We start from the raw sequence: 20,541 nt of genomic DNA on the forward strand, positions 1-20,541 counted from the left end.
CCCCAGGACATCGCGTCAGAGAGACGATTACACTGGGCCCGTGCCTCAACTACGCCTCGCTCTGAATCAGATCGACTCGACCGTCGGCGATCTCACCGGCAACGCCGAGTCGATCGTGCACTGGACCCGGCACGCCGCCGAGCAGGGGGCGCACCTCATCGCGTTCCCCGAGATGGTGCTGACCGGCTACCCCGTCGAGGACCTGGCCCTGCGGTCGTCCTTCGTCGAGGCGTCACGGGCCGCCCTGCGCGCGCTCGCGCTGCGGCTGGCCGACGAGGGGTACGGGGAGATCCCCGTGATCGTCGGCTATCTCGACCGTTCGGAGAAGGCCCAGCCGCGGTACGGGCAGCCCGCCGGCGCCCCGCAGAACGCCGCCGCGGTGCTGCACCGCGGCACGGTGGTGCTGACGTTCGCCAAGCACCACCTGCCCAACTACGGCGTCTTCGACGAGTTCCGGTACTTCGTACCGGGCGACACCATGCCGGTCATCCGCGTGCACGGCGTCGACGTCGCGCTCGCCATCTGCGAGGACCTCTGGCAGGACGGCGGCCGCGTCCCCGCCACCCGGTCGGCCGAGGCCGGGCTGCTGGTCTCGATCAACGCCTCGCCGTACGAGCAGAACAAGGACGACACCCGCCTGGAGCTGGTCCGCAAGCGTGCCCAGGAGGCCGGCTGCACGACCGCGTACCTCGCGATGATCGGCGGCCAGGACGAGCTCGTCTTCGACGGGGATTCGATCGTCGTCGACAAGGACGGCGAGGTCATCGCGCGCGCTCCGCAGTTCGCCGAGGGCAGCGTGATCCTCGACCTCGACCTGCCTGCCGCCTCCGCCGAGCCCCCGACGGGCATCGTCGACGACGGCCTGGCCATCGAGCGGGTCGTCCTCTCCGAGGAGCCGCTCCCGGCGTACGAGCCGGAGCTGACGGGCGGTTACGCCGAGCGCCTCGACGACGACGAGGAGGTGTACTCCGCGCTGGTCGTCGGCCTGCGCGCGTACGCCGCCAAGAACGGATTCCGGTCCGTACTGATCGGCCTCTCCGGAGGAATCGATTCCGCGCTCGTCGCCTCGATCGCCTGCGACGCGCTCGGCGCGCAGAACGTGTACGGCATCTCCATGCCGTCCAAGTACTCCTCGGACCACTCCAAGGGCGACGCCGCCGAGCTCGCCCGCCGCACGAGCCTCAACTTCCGGACCGTACCGATCGAGCCGATGTTCGACGCGTACATGGGCTCGCTCGGTCTCACCGGTCTCGCCGAGGAGAACCTCCAGTCGCGGCTGCGCGGCACGATGCTGATGGCCGTCTCCAACCAGGAGGGCCAGATCGTGCTCGCGCCGGGCAACAAGTCCGAGCTGGCGGTGGGCTATTCCACGCTGTACGGCGACTCCGTCGGCGCGTACGGCCCGATCAAGGACGTCTACAAGACCTCGGTCTTCCGTCTGGCGAAATGGCGCAACCGGGCGGCCGAGGAGCGCGGGCAGACCCCGCCGATCCCGGAGAACTCCATCGTCAAGCCGCCGAGCGCCGAGCTCCGCCCGGGCCAGGTCGACACCGACTCGCTCCCGGACTACGACGTCCTGGACCGGCTTCTGGAGCTGTACGTCGACCGCGACCAGGGCAAGGACGCGATCGTCGCGGCCGGTTACGACGAGGAGCTGGTCGCGAAGACGCTGCGCCTGGTCGACACCGCCGAGTACAAGCGGCGTCAGTACCCGCCGGGCACGAAGATCTCGGCGAAGGGCTTCGGCAAGGACCGGCGCCTGCCGATCACGAACCGCTGGCGGGAGACGACGACGCACTGACCTGGTGGTCCGCCGCAGTGAGGGGGCTTCCCGCGACGACGCGGGAGGTCCCCTTCGCCGTACGGTCCAGCAGTCCGGCGATGGCCGCGACGGCGAGGCCGACGACGGCGAGGGCCGCGCCGACCAGCGTCGGGGAGGTCCAGCCCCAGCCGGCGGCGATCGCCGCACCGCCGAGCCAGGCGCCGCCCGCGTTGGCGAGGTTGAATGCGGAGTGGTTGGAGGCGGCGGCCAGGGTGGGGGCGTCCTGGGCCTTGTTCATCACCAGCATCTGGAGCGGGGTGGTGTCATGAAGCCGACGGCCCCGAGGAGGACGACCGTCGTGAGAGCCGCCCACGGGATGTGGACGGTGAAGCGGAAGACGGCCAGCACGAGGGCGAGGGCGCCGAGCGAGCCGTACAGCGTGGGACGCAGGGCCCGGTCGGTGAGCGGGCCGGCCACGAGGGCGCCGAGCGTCATACCGATGCCGAAGAGGGCGAGGACGAGCGTGACGGAGGACTCGCCGAGGCCCGTCACCTCGGTCGTCATGGACGCCAGGTAGGAGTAGACGGCGAAGACTCCCGCGAAGCCGAAGACCGCGGTGAGCAGGCCGAGCAGCACCTGCCGGTCGCCGAGGGCACGGAGCTCGCGGCCGAGGCTCTGGTGGGCGTCGACGGGTACGTACGGAACGAGCCGCGCGAGTGCGGCCATGGCCACCAGGCCGATCGCCGTGACCACGAGGAACGTGGCACGCCAGCCGAGGTGCTGGCCGAGCAGGGTGGCGGCCGGTACGCCGACGATGTTGGCGACGGTGAGACCGAGGAACATCGTGGCGACCGCCCGCGCCTGCCGCCCCTCGGCGACGAGGCGGGCGGCGACGACCGCGCCGACCCCGAAGAACGCGCCGTGCGGCAGCCCGGCGAGGACGCGGCCCGCGAGGAGGGTGCCGAAGCCGGGGGCGAGCGCGGAGGCGAGGTTGCCGACGGTGAAGAGCGCCATCAGGAGCAGGAGCATCCGCTTGCGGGGGACGCGGGAGCCGAGGGCGGTGAGCAGCGGGGCGCCGATCACGACACCGATCGCGTAGGCGGAGACGAGGTGTCCGGCGGTGGGAACGGAGGTGCCGAGGTCGTCGGCGACGTTGGGCAGCAGGCCCATCATCACGAATTCGGTGGTGCCGATGCCGAAGGCGGAGACGGCGAGCGCGAGCAGCGCCAGGGGCATGGGAGAGCCTTTCCGGGTTAGTTCTTATGCGGAACAAAGGCTCTCAGGTGGAATGTTCCCGCGCGTGAACGGGTGGTTGCGAAGGGATATTCCCCACCGACCGGCTTCCCCACCGACCGGGGGTGGGGAAGGTCAGAACTCGACGCGGGCCGCGATCGGGAGGTGGTCGCTCGGGGTGCGGGGCAGGGCCCACGAGGAGACCGGCTCGACGCCCTTCACCATGATCTGGTCGATCCGCGCCATCGGGAACGACGCCGGCCAGCTGAAGCCGAAGCCGTTGCCCGCCGCGCCCTGCGTGGAGCGCATCTGGGACGTGACCGCGTTCAGGGAGCGGTCGTTCATCGTGCCGTTCAGGTCGCCCAGCAGGACCACCTTGCCCACCTGGTCCCGGGCGATCGCCTCGCCCAGCGCGTCCGCGCTGGTGTCGCGCTGGCTGGCGGTGAAGCCCGCGTTCAGCTTGACCCGTACCGACGGAAGGTGCGCGATGTAGACGGCGACGTCGCCCTCGGGCGTCGCCACCGTGGAGCGCATCGCGCGGGTCCAGCCCAGCCGGATGTCGACCGGCCGGGTGTCGCTCATCGGGTACTTGCTCCACAGACCGACGGTTCCCTGCACCGAGTGGTGGGGGTACTGCGACGCCAGGGCCTTCTCGTAGGCCGGTACCGCGTCCGCCTTCAGCTCCTCCAGCGCGATGACGTCCGCGCCCGAGGCCGCGACCACGCGGGCGGTGCCCTCCGGGTCCGGGTTGTCGGCGTTCACATTGTGCGTCGCGACCATGAGACCGCCGCCGCCGCCCGACTTGTCGGTGAGGAGTCCGCCGAAGAGGTTCAGCCAGACGATCGCCGGCAGCAGCAGCGCGATCAGCGCGGTCGCCGACCGCCGAACCACCGCGAGGACCAGCAGCACCGGGACGAACAGCCCCAGCCACGGCAGGAACGTCTCCGTGAGGCTGCCCAGGTTGCCGACCTTGTTGGGGATCCGGGCGTGCAGGATCATCAGCAGGGCGATGACCACCGCGAGGCTCGCGAGCACGATGCCGCGCCGCCAGATCCCGGGATCGTCCCGCCAGCGGTCGAGCAGGGCACGGACCCGGGATCCGGAGCGGGGGTCCTCCGCGCCACCGTTCCCCGACTCCGTCATGTATGCCTGCCCCTGCCGCATGTGCGTCGTCCTCACTGCCTTGCCGTGCACGCCGTGCCCGCCCCCTGACACTAGGCGATGACCGGCGCCTTTCTTCCGTACGGGTTCGAGGACGACCCGGCGGGGCGGCGGGTTCCGATCAAGGGGGCCGGCACGACGGCTGTGACAGAACGTGCATATTGCGCGTCAGTGGACGGTCGGCGGGCGCAGCCCCTCCAGCGCCACCGAGACGATGCGTTCGGCCAGGTCATCGGCGAGCGGGGCGTCGGGCCGCAGCACGGCGCGTACGAGCATGGGGCCGACGACGAGGTCGTTGATCAGGTCGATGTCGACGTCACCGCGGATCTCCCCGCCCGCGATCCCGCGCCGCAGGATCTCCAGCACGGTCACGCGCCGGGGATCGATCACGGTCGCGACGTACGCCGCCCACAGCTTGGGGTGGCTCTTCATCTGTGCCAGCACGTTGTGCAGGAGCGCGGAGGAGCGCTGCGCGAGACCGCGTACGCGCACGGACTCCAGCATCACGACGAGGTCGTCGCGGGCGGAGGTACCGGGAAGTTCCGGGTCCGGCGGCTCGATGTCCCTGAGGACCTCGACGAACAGCTCCTCCTTGTTGCTCCAGCGCCGGTAGATGGTGGCCTTGCCGACTCCCGCCGTGCGGGCGACGCGCTCGATGGAGATCTCGCCGAGCGGCACGCCCTCTTCGAGGAGCATCGCCACGGCGGCGCGGATCGCCCGTTCGGCCGCCTCGCTCCGGGGGCGGCCACGCCCCGCCGCCCTGCCGGGGCCCACGGACCTGCCGGCCGGCGCGCCCACGCCCACGCTCTGGTCCGCGCCCACGCCCACGCGCCTCACCGTCTCGACCTCGCCCCGCACCTGCCCTCGCCTCCGCTCCTGCGTCTCGTACCGCCCGGCGGACACCCGGGCGACCGGGCTCACCCGTCGGATCTCACCCCCGGGCCGCGCCCGCCGCCGACCGCTCCTCCGGCTCCCCCGGCTCTCCTGGGACGGACGGCGCCTGGGCCGGCCCGGGAAGAGTGCGCCCGGGAAGGTACAGCGCCACGACCACGACGCCCACCAGCGTCGCTGCCGCCGCCCCCAGCGACGCGAGGTGCATGGCGCCGATGAAGGCGTGGTACGCAGGCCCGATCAGGACCTCTCCGGACGGCCCGAGCTTCTCCACCACACTCAGCGTCGCCTCGATCGACTCCCCCGCCGCCGCCTTGGCCCCGGCGGGGACGGCCTCCGTCGCATCGAGGGCCGGCTCGATCCCGGTCCGGTACGCCGCGGACAGGATCGAGCCGAGCACCGCCACTCCCAGCGCACCGCCGATCTGCCGGAAGGTGTTGTTGATCGCGGAGGCCACGCCCGCCTTCTCCCGAGGCAGCGCCTGCATCACCGTGGTCGTGACCGGTGACATCACATGCCCCATGCCGGCGCCCTGGACGAAGAGGGCGATCTCGATCGCCCACAGCGGCGTCGTGGCGTCGAAGAAGGCGAAGGAGGCGAGCCCCGCCGCGATCATCAGCATTCCGGCCGTGCAGGTCGCCTTGGCTCCGAACCGGCCGACGGCCAGCCGGGCGCGCGGCGCGAACGCCGACTGGGCCACCGCGAGCGGCAGGACCAGCAGTCCGGCCTCCAGCGGGCTGTGGTCGAGCACGGTCTGCAGATAGAAGACGGAGAAGAACGCCACGCCCATCATCGAGAGGAAGGCGAGCGCGGTCGCGGTGATCGCGGCGGAGAACGCGGGGTTCCTGAAGTACGAGAAGTCGAGCGCCGGATGGTCGATGCGCAGCTCGTAGAGCACGAATGCCGTCAGCACGGCCAGTCCGCCGAGCAGCGGCACCAGCACGCCCCGGTCGGTGAGGGAGGCGAGTTGGCCGCCGCGGATGATCCCGTACACCAGCAGGACGAGTCCGGCGATGGAGAGCAGTACGCCCACCGGGTCGATCCGGCCGGGGTCCGGGTCGCGGGAGTCGGGGATCAGCAGCAGCATCGCGACGAAGCCGACGATCACCACCGGGACGTTGACCAGGAAGATCGAGCCCCACCAGAAGTGTTCGAGCAGCAGCCCGCCGGTGACCGGGCCCAGGGCGATGGCGATGCCCACGGCACCCGCCCAGATGCCGATGGCCTTGGGCTGCTCGTCCCGTTCGAACACGTTCATCAGGACGGCGAGCGTGGCCGGCATGACGAACGCGGCACCGACGCCCATCACCGCGCGGTACGTGATGAGCTCGGCCGAGGACCCGGAGAACGCGGCGAGCGCCGAGCCGATGCCGAACACGACCATGCCGCAGAGCAGCGCCTTCTTGCGGCCCGTACGGTCACCGACCAGCCCCGCCGTGAAGAGCAGCGAGGCGAAGACGAGCGTGTAGGAGTTGATGGCCCATTCCAGCTCGGCCTGGGTGGCGCCGATACCGACGGGCGCGGGGGTGGCGATGGTCTTGACCGCGACGTTCAGGACCGAGTGGTCCAGCACCATGATGAGGACGGTGAACATCAGGACGCCGAGGATGGCCCAGCGGCGTCGATGCACGGCTTCCGGTACCCGGGGCGGGGCCGCGGGAGCCCCTGGTGGTGTCGACATGATCCCAGTTGTTCCCGGAATTTCGATACGAGACCGTTTCGTATAGAAAGTTGACCGGGATGGCCCAATCATTGCGGGGGTGTGAACGGCCCCACTTCCCGCGACGGGCGCCGGGATGCCACCATGGATCCGGTCCGGGGACGCCGTGAGGGCGCCTCGAGATGACGAAGGAGCCGTTCACCATGACGCTTCAGGCTGCCCCGAAGCAGCCCGCCGACAGCAGCAGCAAGGCGCTGTACGGCGGCAAGGGCACTCGCCGCATCACCGTCCACGACATCGCCGCCGCCAAGGAGCGGGGCGAGAAGTGGCCCATGCTCACCGCCTACGACGCCATGACCGCGTCCGTCTTCGACGAGGCCGGTATCCCGGTCATGCTCGTCGGCGACTCGATGGGCAACTGCCATCTCGGCTACGACACCACCGTGCCCGTCACCATGGACGAGATGACCCTGCTCTCCGCCGCCGTCGTACGGGGCACGAAGCGCGCCCTCATCGTCGGCGACCTCCCCTTCGGCTCGTACCAGGAAGGCCCGGTCCAGGCGCTGCGCTCGGCGACCCGGCTGGTCAAGGACGCCGGCGTCGGCGCCGTGAAGCTGGAGGGCGGGGAGCGCTCGCTGCCCCAGACCGAGCTGCTGGTCCAGGCCGGCATCCCGGTGATGTCCCACCTCGGCCTGACCCCGCAGTCCGTCAACACGATGGGGTACCGGGTGCAGGGCCGCAGCGACGAGGCCGCGCACCGGTTGCTGCGCGACGCCAAGGCGGCCCAGGACGCGGGCGCCTTCGCCGTCGTCCTCGAACTCGTGCCGGCCGAGCTGGCCGCCGAGGTCACCCGTTCGCTGCACATCCCCACCATCGGCATCGGCGCCGGTCCCGACACGGACGCCCAGGTCCTCGTCTGGACCGACATGGCCGGGATGACGGACGGGAAGGTGCCGCGCTTCACCAAGCAGTACGCGAATCTGCGGCAGACGCTCGGCGACGCGGCGAAGGCCTTCGCGGACGACGTCACCGGCGGAGCGTTCCCGGCCGAGGAGCACACCTTCCACTAGCGGAACCAGGCACCAGGCACCACGCGCTCCAAGCCACTACCGGCACCAACGACAGCCCGCCGATCCTCCCCCGTCGGCGGGCTGTCGGCATGCCGGGGACGTCTCCGGCACCCGGGCGTAGCCTGAGAACGGACTCGGGATCCGCCGCTCCGCCGAGGAGGTGGATGGCCATGGCCGGGATCTTCTCCAAGAACTTCGACTCCGCCGACGAAACCCGGCCCTTCGAGGACGGCAAGGGGAAGGTGGAGGTGCTCGCCACGGACCGCGGCCCCGTCGGCCGGGGCGTCTTCGAGCCGGGCTGGCAGTGGTCCAAGCACGTCAAGCCCGCGGTCGGCGGCGAGAGCTGCCAGGCCACGCACTCGGCGTACATCATCAGCGGGCGGATGAAGATCGTCATGGACGACGGCGAGTCCGCCGAGGCGGGGCCCGGCGACTACCTCGGCATCGCGCCGGGGCACGACGCCTGGGTCGTCGGGGACGAGCCCTGTGTCCTCGTCGACTGGACGGGTTTCGGGGACTACGCCAAGCCCGCGTAGACCTCTCGTAGATCCGGTTGTCCACAGGGGACCGACCGTCCGTCGACAGCTTGTCGGTGGCTCGTCGGCGGCTTGTCGGTGGCTTGTCGGTGGCGGCTGCGACCGTGTACGGCATGACGCGAATCGACAAGAACGCCGTCGAGGTACGAGGCCTCGTGAAGCACTACGGCGAGACGAAGGCGCTGGACGGGGTGGACCTCAATGTCCGTGAGGGCACGGTTCTCGGTGTCCTCGGGCCCAACGGCGCCGGCAAGACCACCCTGGTCCGCTGCCTTTCCACACTGATCACGCCCGACACCGGACGCGCCACCGTCGCCGGATTCGATGTGCTGCGCCAGCCCCGACAGCTGCGCCGCGCCATCGGCCTCACCGGCCAGTACGCCTCGGTGGACGAGAAGCTGTCCGGCTGGGAGAACCTGTACATGATCGGGCGGCTGCTCGATCTTCCCCGCAAGGACGCGCGACGCCGCGCCGACGAGCTGCTGGAGCGGTTCTCCCTCACGGAGGCCGCGAAACGCCCGGCCTCCACGTACTCGGGAGGTATGCGGCGCCGACTGGACCTGGCCGCCTCGATGATCGGGCAGCCCGCGGTGCTCTTTCTGGACGAGCCGACGACGGGCCTCGACCCCCGGACCCGTAACGAGGTCTGGGACGAGGTCCAGCGGATGGTCGCCGAAGGCGTCACCGTCCTGCTCACCACCCAGTACATGGAAGAGGCCGAGCAGCTGGCGAACGAGCTGACGGTCATCGACCGCGGCCGGGTCATCGCCGAGGGCAGGATCGACGAGCTGAAGGCCAGGGTCGGCGGCCGCACCCTGCGGATCCGGCCGGCGGACGCGGCGCAGCTGCCCGCGATGTCCTCGGCCGTCCGCGAGGCGGGGCTCGACGGCATCGCGGGCGCACAGGCAGTGCCGGACGAGGGCGTGCTGTACGTCCCGATCCTCAGCGACGAACAACTGACCGCCGTGGTCGGCCTGCTGGGGGCCCGCGGCTTCGCCATCGCCGACATCGGCACCGATCTGCCCAGCCTGGACGAGGTGTTCCTGGCCATCACCGGCCACAAGACGGCGCCCGTCACCGACACGATCCCCCAGGAGGTCGCGGCGTGAGCGCCACCACCATCAGCACCACCACCGTCAGCACCACCCACCTCGCCGCCGAAGGCCGTATCGGCCTGCGCGGCAATCTGCGGCACATCGGCGCGCTGGTCCGCCGCAATCTGCTGTGGATCCGGCAGGACCCGGAGTCGATGTTCGACGCCGTGCTGATGCCGATCGTCTTCACCCTGCTCTTCGTGTTCGTCTTCGGCGGCGCGATCTCCGGCAAGGGCAATCAGGATGCGTACGTCAACTATGTGGTGCCCGGCCTCATGGCGATGCAGGGCATGAACATCGCGATGGGTGTCGGCACCGGCTTCAACCAGGACTACCAGACGGGCGTCATGGACCGCTTCCGGTCCCTGCCCATCGCCCGGTCCTCCGTCCTGATCGCCAAGATCGTGGTCGAGATCGGCCGGATGATGGTCGCCATCGCGATCCTGCTGACGGTCGGCTTCCTGCTCGGGCTGTCCGTGGCGGACGTCCCCGGGCTGTTCACGGCCATCGGACTCGCGCTGGTCTTCGGGGCCTCGATCATGTGGATCTTCCTCACCATGGGCGTGACCATGAAGAACGCCCAGGCCATTCAGGGAATGGGGTTCCTCGTGCTGATGCCGCTGCAGTTCGGGTCCTCGATCTTCGCGCCGACCAGCTCCATGCCGGGCTGGCTGCAGACCTTCACGGACTACAACCCGCTGTCGTCGCTGGCCGACGCGGCCCGTGGGCTCATGAACGGCGGCCCGGTGGCCCACGATGTGTGGGTGACGCTGATCTGGTCGGTGGTGATCACCGTGACGATGGCGCCGATCGCGATACACAAGTTCCGTACGAAGTCCTGATCGACGCGGCCAGGCGTCAGCAAGGCGCTGTGGCATCGGTGGCATCGGTGGCGTCGCACGCGGCACGGTGCCAGGTCCTGGCTTCGTCACGCCGGTTCCACGTCACGCCGGTTCCACGGCACGCCGGATCTACGGCACGCCGGGTCTTCACACCCGTGCTTCGCCGGCCGTCGTGGTCCACGCCTGCACCAGGGCGGCGGCCTCCTCCAGAGTGAGGTCGCCGCCCTCGGCGTACCGGGCCTCGAACTCCGCCTCGGTGAGAACGGCGCGGGTGGCCCGCTCGGCACGGACACGGCCCTCCCGCTCCTGGGACGAGACCACGACATATCCGGCCGGCAGCAGATGCTCGTACGCGCCGAGCAGCCGGGCCGCGTCGCCCGCCGGCTCACGCCCCAGACCGGCCAGCGCCTCGGCCGCGGTCACCAGGTGGATCGCGGGAATATGCGGCGCGATCATCAACGAGAGCGGTGTCAGCGCGTGCTCCAGCGCCTGGGCGGCACGGCCCACGGCGTCGTCGTACCGGGCGTCCATACAGTCCAGCCAGGCGTGGCAGCCCAGCCGGAAGCCCTCGAAAACGGCGAGAGTGGACGAGCGGAACTCCTCGGCCAGGAGCTCCAGTTGTTCGCGCCCTTCCGTGATGCGCCCGGTGCGGCCGAGTTCCAGGGTGAGGTAGAGCCGGGCCGCAGGCACGAACTCCCGGCCGGCGCCGCCTTCGCGCGCGGCGGCGAGGACGTCCCGGAGGATGGCCTCGCCCTCCTCGCCACGGCCCAGTTCGGGCAGCACGCCGGCCAGCCTGGACCGCAGCAGCGGGACCTGGCTCTGCGCGCCCAGCCGCTCGGCCCGGTCCACCGCGGCGGCGAAGTCCTCGGCGGCGAGCCGGAACTCACCTCGCCGCTCACGGGACTCGCCCCGCGCCGACAGCGCTCCGGCCGCACCCCACAGATCACCGAGCCGGTCGAAGATCTCCAGGCTGCGGTCGGCGTCGGCGGCGGCGTCACCCGCCCATTCACTCCGGTTGGCCAGGACGTTGGCGCGCATCCGGAGCGCGGCGGCGAGCGACCACTCGTCACCGGACTCCTCGCAGCCGCTCACGGTCATGTCGAGCACATGGCGCAGCTGCTCACCGTCACCGGTCAGCATGATCGCGTAGAACCAGAGCGCGCCGGGGAAGCGGCAGGTCTGCGGCAGTCCCGGCCGGTAGACCTCGGCCACCCTGCGCAGCCACTCCAGCCGCTCGGGCATCATCCAGTCGTCGATCCCGTGCGCCATGCTGACCATCCCGATCAGCCTCACTCCGCGTCGCGCCTCCAGGAGCTGCTCGGGCTCGAACGGTGGCGGAGCGTCGGTGGCCGGGGCGTGCAGCGGCGGGGCCGGGACCAGGGGCGGTTCGAACGGATCGGGACCGAGGGCGGCGGTGGCCAGCGCCCAGTGCCGGGCGTCGCTGCGCAGATCCCGCATCTGCCAGTACCAGGCCAGGGAGAGCACCAGGCAGAGAGCTTCCTGCTCGTCCCGGGCGGCGGTGGCACGGCGCAGCGCGGTGCGCAGATTCTCGTACTCGAGCTCCAGCCGGGCACCGGCCTCGATCTGCTCCGGTCCTCGGAGCAACGGATCGGTGCGGCGGGCGAGTTCGCGGTAGTGGGTGAGATGGGCACGCTCGGCGTCCACCCGGTCGCCCGCCTCGTCGAGCCGCTCGGCGGCGTACTCGCCGACCGTCTCCAGCAGCCGGTAGCGCATGCCGCCGACCGGTGAAGGCGCGGCCACGACCAGCGATTTGTCGACGAGCGCGCCGAGTACGGGGACGACGTCGCGGGCGGCCTCCGTCGCACAGACCGACTCCGCAGCCGGGAGGTCGCAGCCGCGGGCGAAGACGGAGAGGCGGCGCAGTACGGTGCGTTCGGCGTCGTCGAGGAGGTCCCAGGACCAGTCGACGACCGCGCGCAGGGTCTGCTGCCGCGGCAGGACGGTACGGCTGCCGCTGGTCAGCAGCCGGAAGCGGTCGTCGAGACGGTCGGCGATCTGGCGCGGAGTGAGCATCCGCAGCCGGGCGGCGGCGAGTTCGACGGCGAGCGGCAGCCCGTCGAGGCGGCGGCAGATCTCCTCGGCCGCCGCACGGTCGTCGTCGATCCGGAAGGCGGGGTTCGCGGCCGCGCCCCGGTCGGCGAAGAGCCGCAGGGCCATCGGGTCGGGCAAGGGGCCGACGGGGCGCACCGCCTCGCCCGGCACAAGGAGGGCTTCGCGGCTGGTGGTGAGGACCGTGAGCCCCGGGCAGCGTTCCAGGAGCCGCTCGCACAGGTCCGCGGCGGCGGCCACGACGTGCTCGCAGTTGTCGAGGAGAAGCAGCATCTGGCGGCGCGCGCAGTGCTCCGTAAGGCGTACGAACGGGTCGTCGCCGTGCCGGTCGGACGCCGCCCGCAGCCCCTCCGCACCCGCACCGCGCAGGACCGTCTCGCGCGCGCCGAGCGCGGTGAGGACGGCTTCGGGCACATTGTCCGGGTCGCCGACGGGCGCGAGTTCGACGAGCCACACACCGTCCGCGTAGGCCCCGGCCGCCCGCTCGGCCGCCTCCTGCGACAGCCGTGTCTTCCCGGCCCCGCCGGGCCCCAGCAGCGTGACGAGCCGCGCCCGCCCGAGGTCTTCGCAGATGGTGTCGATGTCCGACTCCCGCCCGACGAAGCTGGTGAGCCGCGCCCGCAGATTCCCCTGCGGGGAGCGGCGGGGTTCCGGTCCGGTGGCTCCCGCTCCGTCCCGGCCCGCACGACCGCACGACGTACGACCACCTGCCGCAGGGCCGTCGGGTCCGGCCACGGACACGGGCACGGACCTGGGCACGGGCACGGATCCGAAGTCCGGGTTCAGCAGCTCCGCGTGCAGCGCGCGCAGTCCGGGCCCCGGGTCGGTGCCCAGACGGGTGGAGAGCTCGCGGCGGACCGATTCGTACGCCGCGAGGGCCTCCGCCGTGCGGCCCGCGGCGCGCAGGGCGCGGATGCGGAGGACGTGGAGGGATTCGTCGATCGGGTGGTCGCCGCAGAGCGCGGCGAGCTCGGCCAGCGTCTCCTCCGCCCGGCCCAGGGCAAGTGCCGCCGCCAGACGGGTGCGGCGGGCGGCCAGGCGCCGGGTCTCCCAGCGGGCCGCCTCGGCGGTACGGTCCGGCAGATCGGTCAGCACCGGACCCCGCCACAGCGCGAACGCCTCGTCGAGCAGTTCCACGGCCTTGCCCGGGTCCCCTTCCGCGAGCGCCCGCGCTCCCTCCCCCGCGAGCCGCTCGAACCGGTAGAGGTCCACGTCCTCAGGCTCGACGTGCAGCCGGTACCCGCCGTCCGCGGAGACGACCGCACCGTGCCCGAGGGCCCGCCGCGCCCGCCCGACGAGGGCCTGGACCGCCCCGACCGCGTCGGCCGGCGGTTCGCCGTCCCACACCTCGTCGACGAGGACGGCGACCGGGACGGTACGCCCGCCGCGCAGTGCCAGCACAGCCACCAGCGCACGCAGCCGCGCCCCGCCGAGCGGGGCGGGGGTGCCGTCGTCGTGACAGGCCTGGGTGGTGCCGAGTACGGAGAGACGCACCCGCCCATTGTCCCCGGTGCTGTCCGGCGGCCTGGACCGGCATGGCCCGCGCGTCAGAAGACCGGCTGCGCGTCGGGACGTCAGAACGTCAGAACGTCAGGAACCCATGGCACCTCGCAGGACGTTCCTCCCGCGTCACCGGTACGGTCTACTCGCGCCGCCCTCCCTCGGCCTCGGCCAAGGGAGACCCGTCCCGCCCCGCTCGCCCCGCCGCACCCCAGGAGCCCCGCCCATGACCTCCGCCACCACCCGCAGCAGCGACCGGAGGATCTCACCCGTCTTTCTCGGCATCACAGCGATCATGGCGGTCACCGGCTGGGCGGTCTGGACCGGCTTCGCACCCAATGCGGGCCTCGCGGTCTTCCTGTTCGTCACGGCCGCGTGGATCGTCTCGCTCTGTCTGCACGAGTACGCGCACGCCCGCACCGCGCTGCACGGCGGCGACCTCACCATCGGCGCCAAGGGCTATCTGACGCTCAATCCGCTCAAGTACACCCATGCGCTGCTGAGCATCGTGCTCCCCGTGATCTTCGTGATCATGGGTGGCATCGGTCTGCCGGGCGGCGCGGTCTTCATCGAGCGGCACCGCATCCACGGCCGCTGGAAGCACAGCCTGATCTCCGCCGCGGGCCCGCTGACGAACGTCCTGTTCGCGGTCGTGTGCACCGCCCCGTTCTGGCTGGACGCGCTGGACGGCGTTCCGATGGCGTTCCGCTTCGCCCTGGCGTTCCTGGCGCTGCTTCAGGTGACGGCCGCGATCCTGAACTTCCTGCCGGTCCCGGGTCTGGACGGCTACGGGGTGATCGAGCCGTGGCTGTCGTACAAGGTCCGCCGGCAGGTGGAGCCGTTCGCACCGTTCGGCCTGCTCGCCGTCTTCGGCGTTCTCTTCATCCCCGAGGTCAACCACGCGTTCTTCGACGCGATCGACGCGATCCTGCGGGGCCTCGGGGTGTCCGAGCCCGAGACGTACTGCGGGTACAACCTGTACCGCTTCTGGACCGGGCAGAACCCGCTCTGCGAGGCGGCCCTCAGCCAGTGATCACCCCTGCTTGGCGATCTTCGCCCGGCGGATGTAGTACACGGCCATGTTGGACGACACCCCGGCCAGCAGCACCCAGATGATCCCCAGCCAGCTGCCCTCGACGAAGGACACGACCGCCGCGGCGGCGGCGAGGAGGCAGATGACGATGGCGTAGAGGGCGAGGCGGGGCATGGGGGTCGGCTCCTGTCCGGTCAGTGGTGTTCCGGACCAGTGTCCCCCATGCCCGTACGCTCCCGTGCGACGGCCGGTACGGAGCCGGTGCGACGGCCGGCCGGTACGGAGCCGGTGCGACGGCCGGACCTCGGCGAGGCCTGCCCGGTCGTTCCTGCCCGTCCCGGTCTAGACGTCGGTGACGCGCAGGCCGGCGTGCGCCTTGTAGCGGCGGTTCACCGAGATCAGGTTGGCGACCAGCGACTCCACCTGGTGCGCGTTCCTCAGGCGGCCCGCGAAGACGCCCCGCATACCCGGGATACGGCCCGCCAGCGCCTGCACGATGTCCGTGTCCGCACGCGCCTCGCCCAGCACCATCACATCGGTGTCGATCTCCTCGATCGACTCGTCCTGCAGCAGCACCGCCGACAGGTGGTGGAAAGCGGCCGTGACCCGGGACTCGGGCAGCAGGGCGGCGGCCTGCTCGGCGGCGCTGCCCTCCTCCGGCTTCAGCGCGTACGCGCCCTTCTTGTCGAAGCCGAGCGGGTTGACGCAGTCGACCACGAGCTTCCCGGCGAGCTCGTCGCGCAGCGCCTCCAGGGTCTTGCCGTGGCCCTCCCACGGCACGGCCACGATCACGACATCGCTGCGCCGCGCGCACTCGGCGTTCTCTGCGCCCTCGATACCGAGGCCGAGCTCGGCGGCGGCGGTCCCGGCGCGTTCGGCGGCCCGGGATCCGATGATCACCTTCTGCCCGGCGCGGGCGAGCCGGTAGGCGAGGCCACGACCCTGGTCACCGGTGCCGCCGAGGACACCGACGACCAGACCGGAGACATCGGGGAGGTCCCAGGGGTCCTTGGCGGGAGCGGCGGGCTTCGGAGCGGCAGCGTTGTCTTGTGAGGTCATGGACTCGACATTACTGGCTGGTCGGGTGGGCCCGGACAGGCCGCCGCTCGACGCGATCGACCCACACGATCCAGCCGAGCGCGACGAGCATCAGCACCGGCCCTGCCAGCAGTCGCAGCGCGTACCAGTCGGTCCGGCCGACCCCTGCCAGGTCGAGGGACCCCTGTACGAGCGCCCCGGCACAGGCCGCGAACAGCAGCCGGCCGCGGGCCCTGAGGCCCCGGGGGCCGACACGTCGGCGAAGCCGGCCGGGCGCCTTGCCGAGAAACAGCAGCACCGCGAGGGGCAGCACGACGACCGTCCATGCCGTCACCCAGATCCAGGGGAAGCTCATGGCGGCATGATGCCCGGGAACGGCGGCGCCTCATAGGGGTGAGGTGTCACCAACCGCCTGCCTTCGCGCCGCCGTTCGGGCAGGATGCGGGGCCATGGATGCCGTACGCGTCGCACTGCTGCGAGAAGTCCTCGCCGGGACCGAATGGCCCGCCGCGGCCCGACGGTTCGCCGGGGCGCTGCGCTCGTCCGTCGTCCCGCAGGGCGGCGGGCTGCTGCTGGTGGGGACCGCCGAGTACGAGCCGTGGCATCTCGCCGCGCATCTGGTGGACGAGGCCGCCTGGTCCGGGCAGCCGGAGCTGGCACCCACGCTCGTGCGGCACCGGGTACGGGCCGGGGACCCGGCGCACCTGGCCGTCGGGCTCGGCCGTGTCGAAGCGGCCAGGCGTGGCGAGACGCTGCTGGTGGTGGCGCCGCAGCGGCCGGACGGGGGCCTGCTGGAACGGGTCCACGGCGCCCGTCGCGCCGGGGCGACGGTACTGGCGCTGGACGCCGGGGACCCGGAGGTGCACGGCCTCGCGCACGAGGCGCTCACCGTCGGGGGCGCGGCGGAGGTGGACCTCGACACGGTTCAGCACCTGGTCAGCGCGGCGGCCGGTGAGAACGTACTGCCGTCGGCGCCGCGCGGCCGCCGCCGTCTGCGCGACCGCCTCTCCCGGCTCGCGGACCAGCTGACGGCTCCTCCGCCGCCGCGCTGGTAGCGGGACCGGGGCGCCCGCGGCGGGCCTCTCCCAGGGGCTTCGCCCCGCACCCCCGTACGGCCTTCGGCCGTGTCCTTGTGTCCTCGGTCTCCCCCGGAGCTTCGCCCGGGCGACCCCCGACGGGCTCGTTCGGAGCCCCGCACGGCTGCGGCCGAGCCGGAAAACCGGTTGCCGCCGTTCGCGTCGCGCGCGGAGCATGACCGGTCATGGCCTCACGAATCGGCGCACTTCTCCCCGATCTGGCCCCATGGCGGTCATCGCGGGACTTCCGGCTGCTGTGGGCCCAGGGGCTGGTGACCTACTTCAGCAGCTTCATGGCGTTGGTGGCGCTGCCCCTGCAGATCAAGGAGCTGACCGGGTCACCGCTCGCCGTGGGCACGATGGGTGCCGTCGAACTCGTGCCACTGGTCGTCTTCGGGCTGTACGGCGGCGCGCTCGCCGATGCCGTCGACCGGCGCAAGGTCTTGCTGCTCACCGAGGCCGGGATGGCCGCGATGGCGACGATCCTGCTGGTCAACGCGCTGCTGCCGACACCGATGCTCTGGCCGCTGTATCTCGTCGCGGCCGGTGTCTCGGCGCTCGCCGGGCTCCAGCGGCCCGCGCTGGACTCGCTGCTGGCCCGCATCGTTCCGCACGACCAGCAGACCGCCGCGTCCGCGCTCAACGCCCTCCGCTGGCAGCTCGGCGCGATCGCGGGACCCGCGCTGGCCGGCCTGGTCGTGGCGTACGCGGGCCACGCCTCGGCGTACGCCACGACGCTCGCAGGTCTCGTCGTCTCCGTACTGCTCTGCACTCGGCTCGCCGCCGCCCCGCCCGCGCACGACGCGGACAAGCCGTCGCTGCGCGGCATCGCGGAGGGCGCGCGGTACGTGTGGAGCCGGCCCGTGCTGCTCGGTACGTACGCGATCGACCTGGCCGCGATGTTCTTCGCGTTCCCCAACGCGATCTTCCCGTTCCTCGCGGACGAGCTGGACGCCGAGTGGTCCCTGGGCCTGATGTACGCGGCGGGGTCGGTGGGCTCGGTCGTGCTGAGCCTGACCAGCGGCTGGACGTCACGGGTGCGGCGGCACGGGCTGTTCGTCGTCTTCGGCGCGGCCGGGTGGGGGCTGGCGATCGCGGCGGCGGGCTGGTTCACGAACGTCTGGCTGGTGCTGCTGTGCCTCGCGTTCGCGGGGGCGGGCGACATGCTGAGCGGTCTCGGCCGCTCCACGATCTGGAACCAGACCATCCCGGAGTCCCTGCGCGGCCGCCTCGCGGGCATCGAGGTGCTCTCGTACAGCGTCGGCCCCCAGCTGGGCCAGGTCCGCGCGGGCGCCATGGCCGGCTGGACCGGCACGCGCGCGGCCTTCTGGACCGGCGGCCTGGCGTGCGTCGCTTCGGTCGGGCTGCTCGCCGCGGTCCTCCCGAAGCTGCTCACCTACGACGCGGAGACGGACGAGGACGCCCTGCGCCGCCGCGCGCAGAAGGAGGAGGCGGCGGCGCAGACGGAGGCGGCACTCTGATCAGCCGGAGGCGTCGTCCCAAATAGGACGCGTCGCCTCAGTCGGACCCGTCGTCTCAGTCGGACGCGTCGCCCCCGCCGCGGGGAGCGTCGTGCCACTTGGGGTCGTTCTCCCACTCCAGGTTCCGCTCACGCGCGGTCTCCATCGCGTGCTCGGCCTCCCCGCGGGTGGCGTACGGGCCGAAGCGGTCCTTGGCCGGGCACTCGGGGCCCTCCTCGACCTTCTTGTGCTCCAGGCAGTAGTACCACTCGCCCGGCTTGCCCACCGTGCGCTTCTTGAACAGGGCCATCGTCGGCTCCTTCCTCTGACGCCATGCTGCCCCACCGGCCCTGGTTAGACTCGCTGGCATGTCTGGCCAGTCGCTGCTCGTACCAGGGGAGCTCTCTCCCACCCGCTCCGTTCCCGGAAACATCCGGCGCCCCGAGTATGTCGGGAAGCCCGCGCCGACGCCGTACACCGGGCCGGAGATCCAGAACGCCGAAACGATCGAGAGCATGCGTATCGCGGGCCGCATCGCCGCGCAGGCGATGGCCGAGGCCGCGAAGCTCATCGCGCCCGGTGTGACCACGGACGAACTGGACCGTGTCGCGCACGAGTTCATGTGCGACCACGGGGCGTACCCGTCGACGCTCGGCTACCGCGGCTTCCCGAAGTCGCTGTGCTCCTCCATCAACGAGGTGATCTGTCACGGGATCCCCGACTCGACGGTGCTGCGCGACGGCGACATCGTGAACCTGGACGTCACCGCGTACATCAACGGTGTGCACGGCGACAACAACGCCACCTACCTCTGCGGCGACGTGGACGAGGACTCGAAGCTCCTGGTGGAGCGGACGCGGGAGTCGCTCAACCGGGCCATCAAGGCGGTCAAGCCCGGCCGCCAGATCAACATCATCGGCCGGGTCATCGAGTCGTACGCGAAGCGCTTCGGCTACGGCGTCGTGCGCGACTTCACCGGGCACGGCATCAATTCGTCGTTCCACTCCGGGCTGATCATCCCGCACTACGACAGCCCGCACGCGACGACCGTCATCCAGCCGGGAATGACCTTCACGATCGAGCCGATGCTGACGCTCGGCACGCACGAGTACGACATGTGGGAAGACGGCTGGACCGTCGTGACGAGGGACCGCAAGCGGACGGCCCAGTTCGAGCACACCCTGGTGGTGACGGACAGCGGGGTCGAAATCCTCACGTTGCCCTGACGTTGCCCTGACGCGGAACAGGGGTAGCGTTTTTACCGACAGGCCGTCGGGAACTGGTTGACTTAGGTAAGCCTAAGTAGCCGGATCTTACCGGTTCCCGCCCCCATCGGCCCCCGGAGGCCCGCCTTGGACACGCTGGACACGCCGTTCTCGACCCTGATCCGTGTCGCGTCGCACGAACAGCACACCGAAGCGGAAACCTCGACCTTCATGAGCGATCTGCTCGGCGGCCGGCTCGCGGTCGGCGCGTACGCCCGCTACACCGAGCAGCTCTGGTTCGTGTACCGGGCACTGGAAGGCGCGGCCGAGACGCTCGAGGACGACCCCGTCGCCGGCCCGTTCATACAGCCGGAGCTGTTCCGTACGGCCGAACTGGAGCGCGATCTGGCGCATCTGCGCGGCGCGGACTGGCAGGAGGGCCTCCGGCCGCTGCCCGCGACGGCCGCGTACGCCGCGCGGGTCGAGGAGTGCGCCCGTACCTGGCCCGCGGGGTACGTCGCCCACCACTACACCCGCTACCTCGGAGACCTCTCCGGCGGCCAGATCATCCGGGACAAGGCCGAGCGGACCTGGGGCTTCAACCGCAAGGGCGACGGCGTCCGTTTCTATGTCTTCGAGCAGATCTCCAACCCGGCCGCGTTCAAGCGGGGTTACCGGGAGCTGCTGGACCAGGTGAAGGCCGACGACCTGGAGAAGCTGCGCATCATCGACGAGTGCAAGCGCGCCTTCGACTTCAACGGCGCGGTGTTCAGGGAGCTGGGCCAGGAATTCCCGTTGAGCGCGTAGACGAGTAAGTCCTATCTCCCGCCTGCTCCGCGACGCCCGGCACGCACTCCCCCGTAGCCCTTCGGGCACGGGAGGTGCCCCCACGCCGCGTTGTCGGGATCGT

General features: G+C 71.4%; 18 protein-coding genes and 1 pseudogene. 10 read left to right on the forward strand and 9 right to left on the reverse strand.

Features of this window, described 5'->3' with window-relative positions:
- Positions 1–40 precede the first annotated feature (40 nt).
- Entirely contained in the window at positions 41–1,801 is a 1,761-nt protein-coding gene (locus ACWGI8_RS17930; RefSeq protein WP_453661974.1) for an NAD+ synthase, read from the forward strand.
- On the opposite strand, the pseudogene ACWGI8_RS17935 reads toward ACWGI8_RS17930, so the two are convergent.
- The 4 genes and pseudogenes from ACWGI8_RS17935 to ACWGI8_RS17950 all read right to left on the reverse strand — a co-directional run bounded on the left by ACWGI8_RS17935 (position 1,767) and on the right by ACWGI8_RS17950 (position 6,728).
- A pseudogene (locus tag ACWGI8_RS17935) lies at positions 1,767–2,998 on the reverse strand (MFS transporter). The gene ACWGI8_RS17930 and the pseudogene ACWGI8_RS17935 sit on opposite strands and share 35 nt — an antisense overlap.
- A 132-nt stretch (positions 2,999–3,130) precedes the next feature.
- Positions 3,131–4,138, reverse strand: a complete 1,008-nt coding sequence (locus tag ACWGI8_RS17940; protein WP_453661976.1) for an endonuclease/exonuclease/phosphatase family protein — start codon at positions 4,136–4,138, stop codon at positions 3,131–3,133.
- A gap of 186 nt (positions 4,139–4,324) precedes the next feature.
- Positions 4,325–4,960, reverse strand: a complete 636-nt coding sequence (locus ACWGI8_RS17945; protein ID WP_453662000.1) for a TetR/AcrR family transcriptional regulator — start codon at positions 4,958–4,960, stop codon at positions 4,325–4,327.
- 127 nt (positions 4,961–5,087) lie between these two features.
- Positions 5,088–6,728, reverse strand: coding sequence for a DHA2 family efflux MFS transporter permease subunit (locus ACWGI8_RS17950; RefSeq protein WP_453661978.1), 1,641 nt, complete (start codon positions 6,726–6,728; stop codon positions 5,088–5,090).
- Positions 6,729–6,910: 182 nt separating this feature from the next.
- Here ACWGI8_RS17950 and panB point away from each other — a divergent pair, with 182 nt between their 5' ends.
- The 4 genes from panB to ACWGI8_RS17970 all read left to right on the forward strand — a co-directional run bounded on the left by panB (position 6,911) and on the right by ACWGI8_RS17970 (position 10,249).
- Positions 6,911–7,777 carry a 3-methyl-2-oxobutanoate hydroxymethyltransferase gene (panB, locus tag ACWGI8_RS17955; RefSeq protein ID WP_453661980.1) on the forward strand — a complete coding sequence of 289 codons (867 nt, stop codon included), beginning with the start codon at positions 6,911–6,913 and terminating at the stop codon, positions 7,775–7,777.
- 170 nt (positions 7,778–7,947) lie between these two features.
- Positions 7,948–8,313, forward strand: coding sequence for a cupin domain-containing protein (locus tag ACWGI8_RS17960; RefSeq protein WP_453661982.1), 366 nt, complete (start codon positions 7,948–7,950; stop codon positions 8,311–8,313).
- Between the two features lie 113 nt (positions 8,314–8,426).
- Positions 8,427–9,422 (forward strand): ATP-binding cassette domain-containing protein, encoded by a 996-nt coding sequence (locus ACWGI8_RS17965; protein ID WP_453661984.1) that lies wholly within the window; start codon positions 8,427–8,429, stop codon positions 9,420–9,422.
- Positions 9,423–9,433: 11 nt separating this feature from the next.
- Positions 9,434–10,249 (forward strand): ABC transporter permease, encoded by an 816-nt coding sequence (locus tag ACWGI8_RS17970; protein ID WP_453662002.1) that lies wholly within the window; start codon positions 9,434–9,436, stop codon positions 10,247–10,249.
- Between the two features lie 147 nt (positions 10,250–10,396).
- On the opposite strand, the gene ACWGI8_RS17975 is transcribed toward ACWGI8_RS17970, so the two are convergent.
- Entirely contained in the window at positions 10,397–13,813 is a 3,417-nt protein-coding gene (locus tag ACWGI8_RS17975) for an AfsR/SARP family transcriptional regulator (RefSeq protein ID WP_453661985.1), read from the reverse strand.
- Positions 13,814–14,045: 232 nt separating this feature from the next.
- Between ACWGI8_RS17975 and ACWGI8_RS17980 the strand changes: the two genes are divergently transcribed.
- Positions 14,046–14,852 (forward strand): site-2 protease family protein, encoded by an 807-nt coding sequence (locus ACWGI8_RS17980; RefSeq protein ID WP_453661987.1) that lies wholly within the window; start codon positions 14,046–14,048, stop codon positions 14,850–14,852.
- On the opposite strand, the gene ACWGI8_RS17985 is transcribed toward ACWGI8_RS17980, so the two are convergent.
- The 3 genes from ACWGI8_RS17985 to ACWGI8_RS17995 form a co-directional block, all read right to left on the reverse strand.
- Positions 14,853–15,026: a hypothetical protein gene (locus tag ACWGI8_RS17985; RefSeq protein ID WP_453661989.1), complete on the reverse strand. Its 174-nt coding sequence runs from the start codon at positions 15,024–15,026 to the stop codon at positions 14,853–14,855.
- 168 nt (positions 15,027–15,194) lie between these two features.
- Positions 15,195–15,911, reverse strand: a complete 717-nt coding sequence (gene npdG / locus ACWGI8_RS17990) for an NADPH-dependent F420 reductase (protein ID WP_453661991.1) — start codon at positions 15,909–15,911, stop codon at positions 15,195–15,197.
- 10 nt (positions 15,912–15,921) lie between these two features.
- On the reverse strand, positions 15,922–16,245 hold the full coding sequence (locus tag ACWGI8_RS17995; RefSeq protein WP_453661992.1) for a hypothetical protein: 324 nt from the start codon (positions 16,243–16,245) through the stop codon (positions 15,922–15,924).
- A gap of 94 nt (positions 16,246–16,339) precedes the next feature.
- Between ACWGI8_RS17995 and ACWGI8_RS18000 the strand changes: the two genes are divergently transcribed.
- Together ACWGI8_RS18000 and ACWGI8_RS18005 are read left to right on the forward strand one after the other, a co-directional pair.
- The gene (locus ACWGI8_RS18000; protein ID WP_453661994.1) at positions 16,340–16,945 is read left to right on the forward strand and encodes a hypothetical protein; all 606 of its coding nucleotides are present in this window, start codon (positions 16,340–16,342) and stop codon (positions 16,943–16,945) included.
- Between the two features lie 206 nt (positions 16,946–17,151).
- Positions 17,152–18,447, forward strand: coding sequence for an MFS transporter (locus ACWGI8_RS18005; RefSeq protein WP_453661995.1), 1,296 nt, complete (start codon positions 17,152–17,154; stop codon positions 18,445–18,447).
- A gap of 55 nt (positions 18,448–18,502) precedes the next feature.
- On the opposite strand, the gene ACWGI8_RS18010 is transcribed toward ACWGI8_RS18005, so the two are convergent.
- Positions 18,503–18,736 (reverse strand): hypothetical protein, encoded by a 234-nt coding sequence (locus tag ACWGI8_RS18010; RefSeq protein WP_453661997.1) that lies wholly within the window; start codon positions 18,734–18,736, stop codon positions 18,503–18,505.
- Between the two features lie 58 nt (positions 18,737–18,794).
- Between ACWGI8_RS18010 and map the strand changes: the two genes are divergently transcribed.
- Positions 18,795–19,652, forward strand: coding sequence for a type I methionyl aminopeptidase (map, locus tag ACWGI8_RS18015; protein ID WP_453661998.1), 858 nt, complete (start codon positions 18,795–18,797; stop codon positions 19,650–19,652).
- Between the two features lie 135 nt (positions 19,653–19,787).
- Entirely contained in the window at positions 19,788–20,438 is a 651-nt protein-coding gene (locus ACWGI8_RS18020; protein ID WP_453662003.1) for a biliverdin-producing heme oxygenase, read from the forward strand.
- Positions 20,439–20,541 lie beyond the last annotated feature (103 nt).

This window comes from Streptomyces sp. NPDC054841 (assembly GCF_053611045.1).

What these genes read in the sequence shown, in the direction of transcription:
- npdG (WP_453661991.1), bottom strand. Translation starts at nt 15,911, where the DNA reads ATGACCTCACAAGACAACGCTGCCGCTCCGAAGCCCGCCGCTCCCGCC.
- ACWGI8_RS17960 (WP_453661982.1), top strand. Translation starts at nt 7,948, where the DNA reads ATGGCCGGGATCTTCTCCAAGAACTTCGACTCCGCCGACGAAACCCGG.
- panB (WP_453661980.1), top strand. Translation starts at nt 6,911, where the DNA reads ATGACGCTTCAGGCTGCCCCGAAGCAGCCCGCCGACAGCAGCAGCAAG.
- ACWGI8_RS17985 (WP_453661989.1), bottom strand. Translation starts at nt 15,026, where the DNA reads ATGCCCCGCCTCGCCCTCTACGCCATCGTCATCTGCCTCCTCGCCGCC.
- map (WP_453661998.1), top strand. Translation starts at nt 18,795, where the DNA reads ATGTCTGGCCAGTCGCTGCTCGTACCAGGGGAGCTCTCTCCCACCCGC.
- ACWGI8_RS17940 (WP_453661976.1), bottom strand. Translation starts at nt 4,138, where the DNA reads ATGACGGAGTCGGGGAACGGTGGCGCGGAGGACCCCCGCTCCGGATCC.
- ACWGI8_RS17950 (WP_453661978.1), bottom strand. Translation starts at nt 6,728, where the DNA reads ATGTCGACACCACCAGGGGCTCCCGCGGCCCCGCCCCGGGTACCGGAA.
- ACWGI8_RS18005 (WP_453661995.1), top strand. Translation starts at nt 17,152, where the DNA reads ATGGCCTCACGAATCGGCGCACTTCTCCCCGATCTGGCCCCATGGCGG.
- ACWGI8_RS18010 (WP_453661997.1), bottom strand. Translation starts at nt 18,736, where the DNA reads ATGGCCCTGTTCAAGAAGCGCACGGTGGGCAAGCCGGGCGAGTGGTAC.
- ACWGI8_RS17995 (WP_453661992.1), bottom strand. Translation starts at nt 16,245, where the DNA reads ATGAGCTTCCCCTGGATCTGGGTGACGGCATGGACGGTCGTCGTGCTG.
- ACWGI8_RS17965 (WP_453661984.1), top strand. Translation starts at nt 8,427, where the DNA reads ATGACGCGAATCGACAAGAACGCCGTCGAGGTACGAGGCCTCGTGAAG.
- ACWGI8_RS17980 (WP_453661987.1), top strand. Translation starts at nt 14,046, where the DNA reads ATGACCTCCGCCACCACCCGCAGCAGCGACCGGAGGATCTCACCCGTC.
- ACWGI8_RS18000 (WP_453661994.1), top strand. Translation starts at nt 16,340, where the DNA reads ATGGATGCCGTACGCGTCGCACTGCTGCGAGAAGTCCTCGCCGGGACC.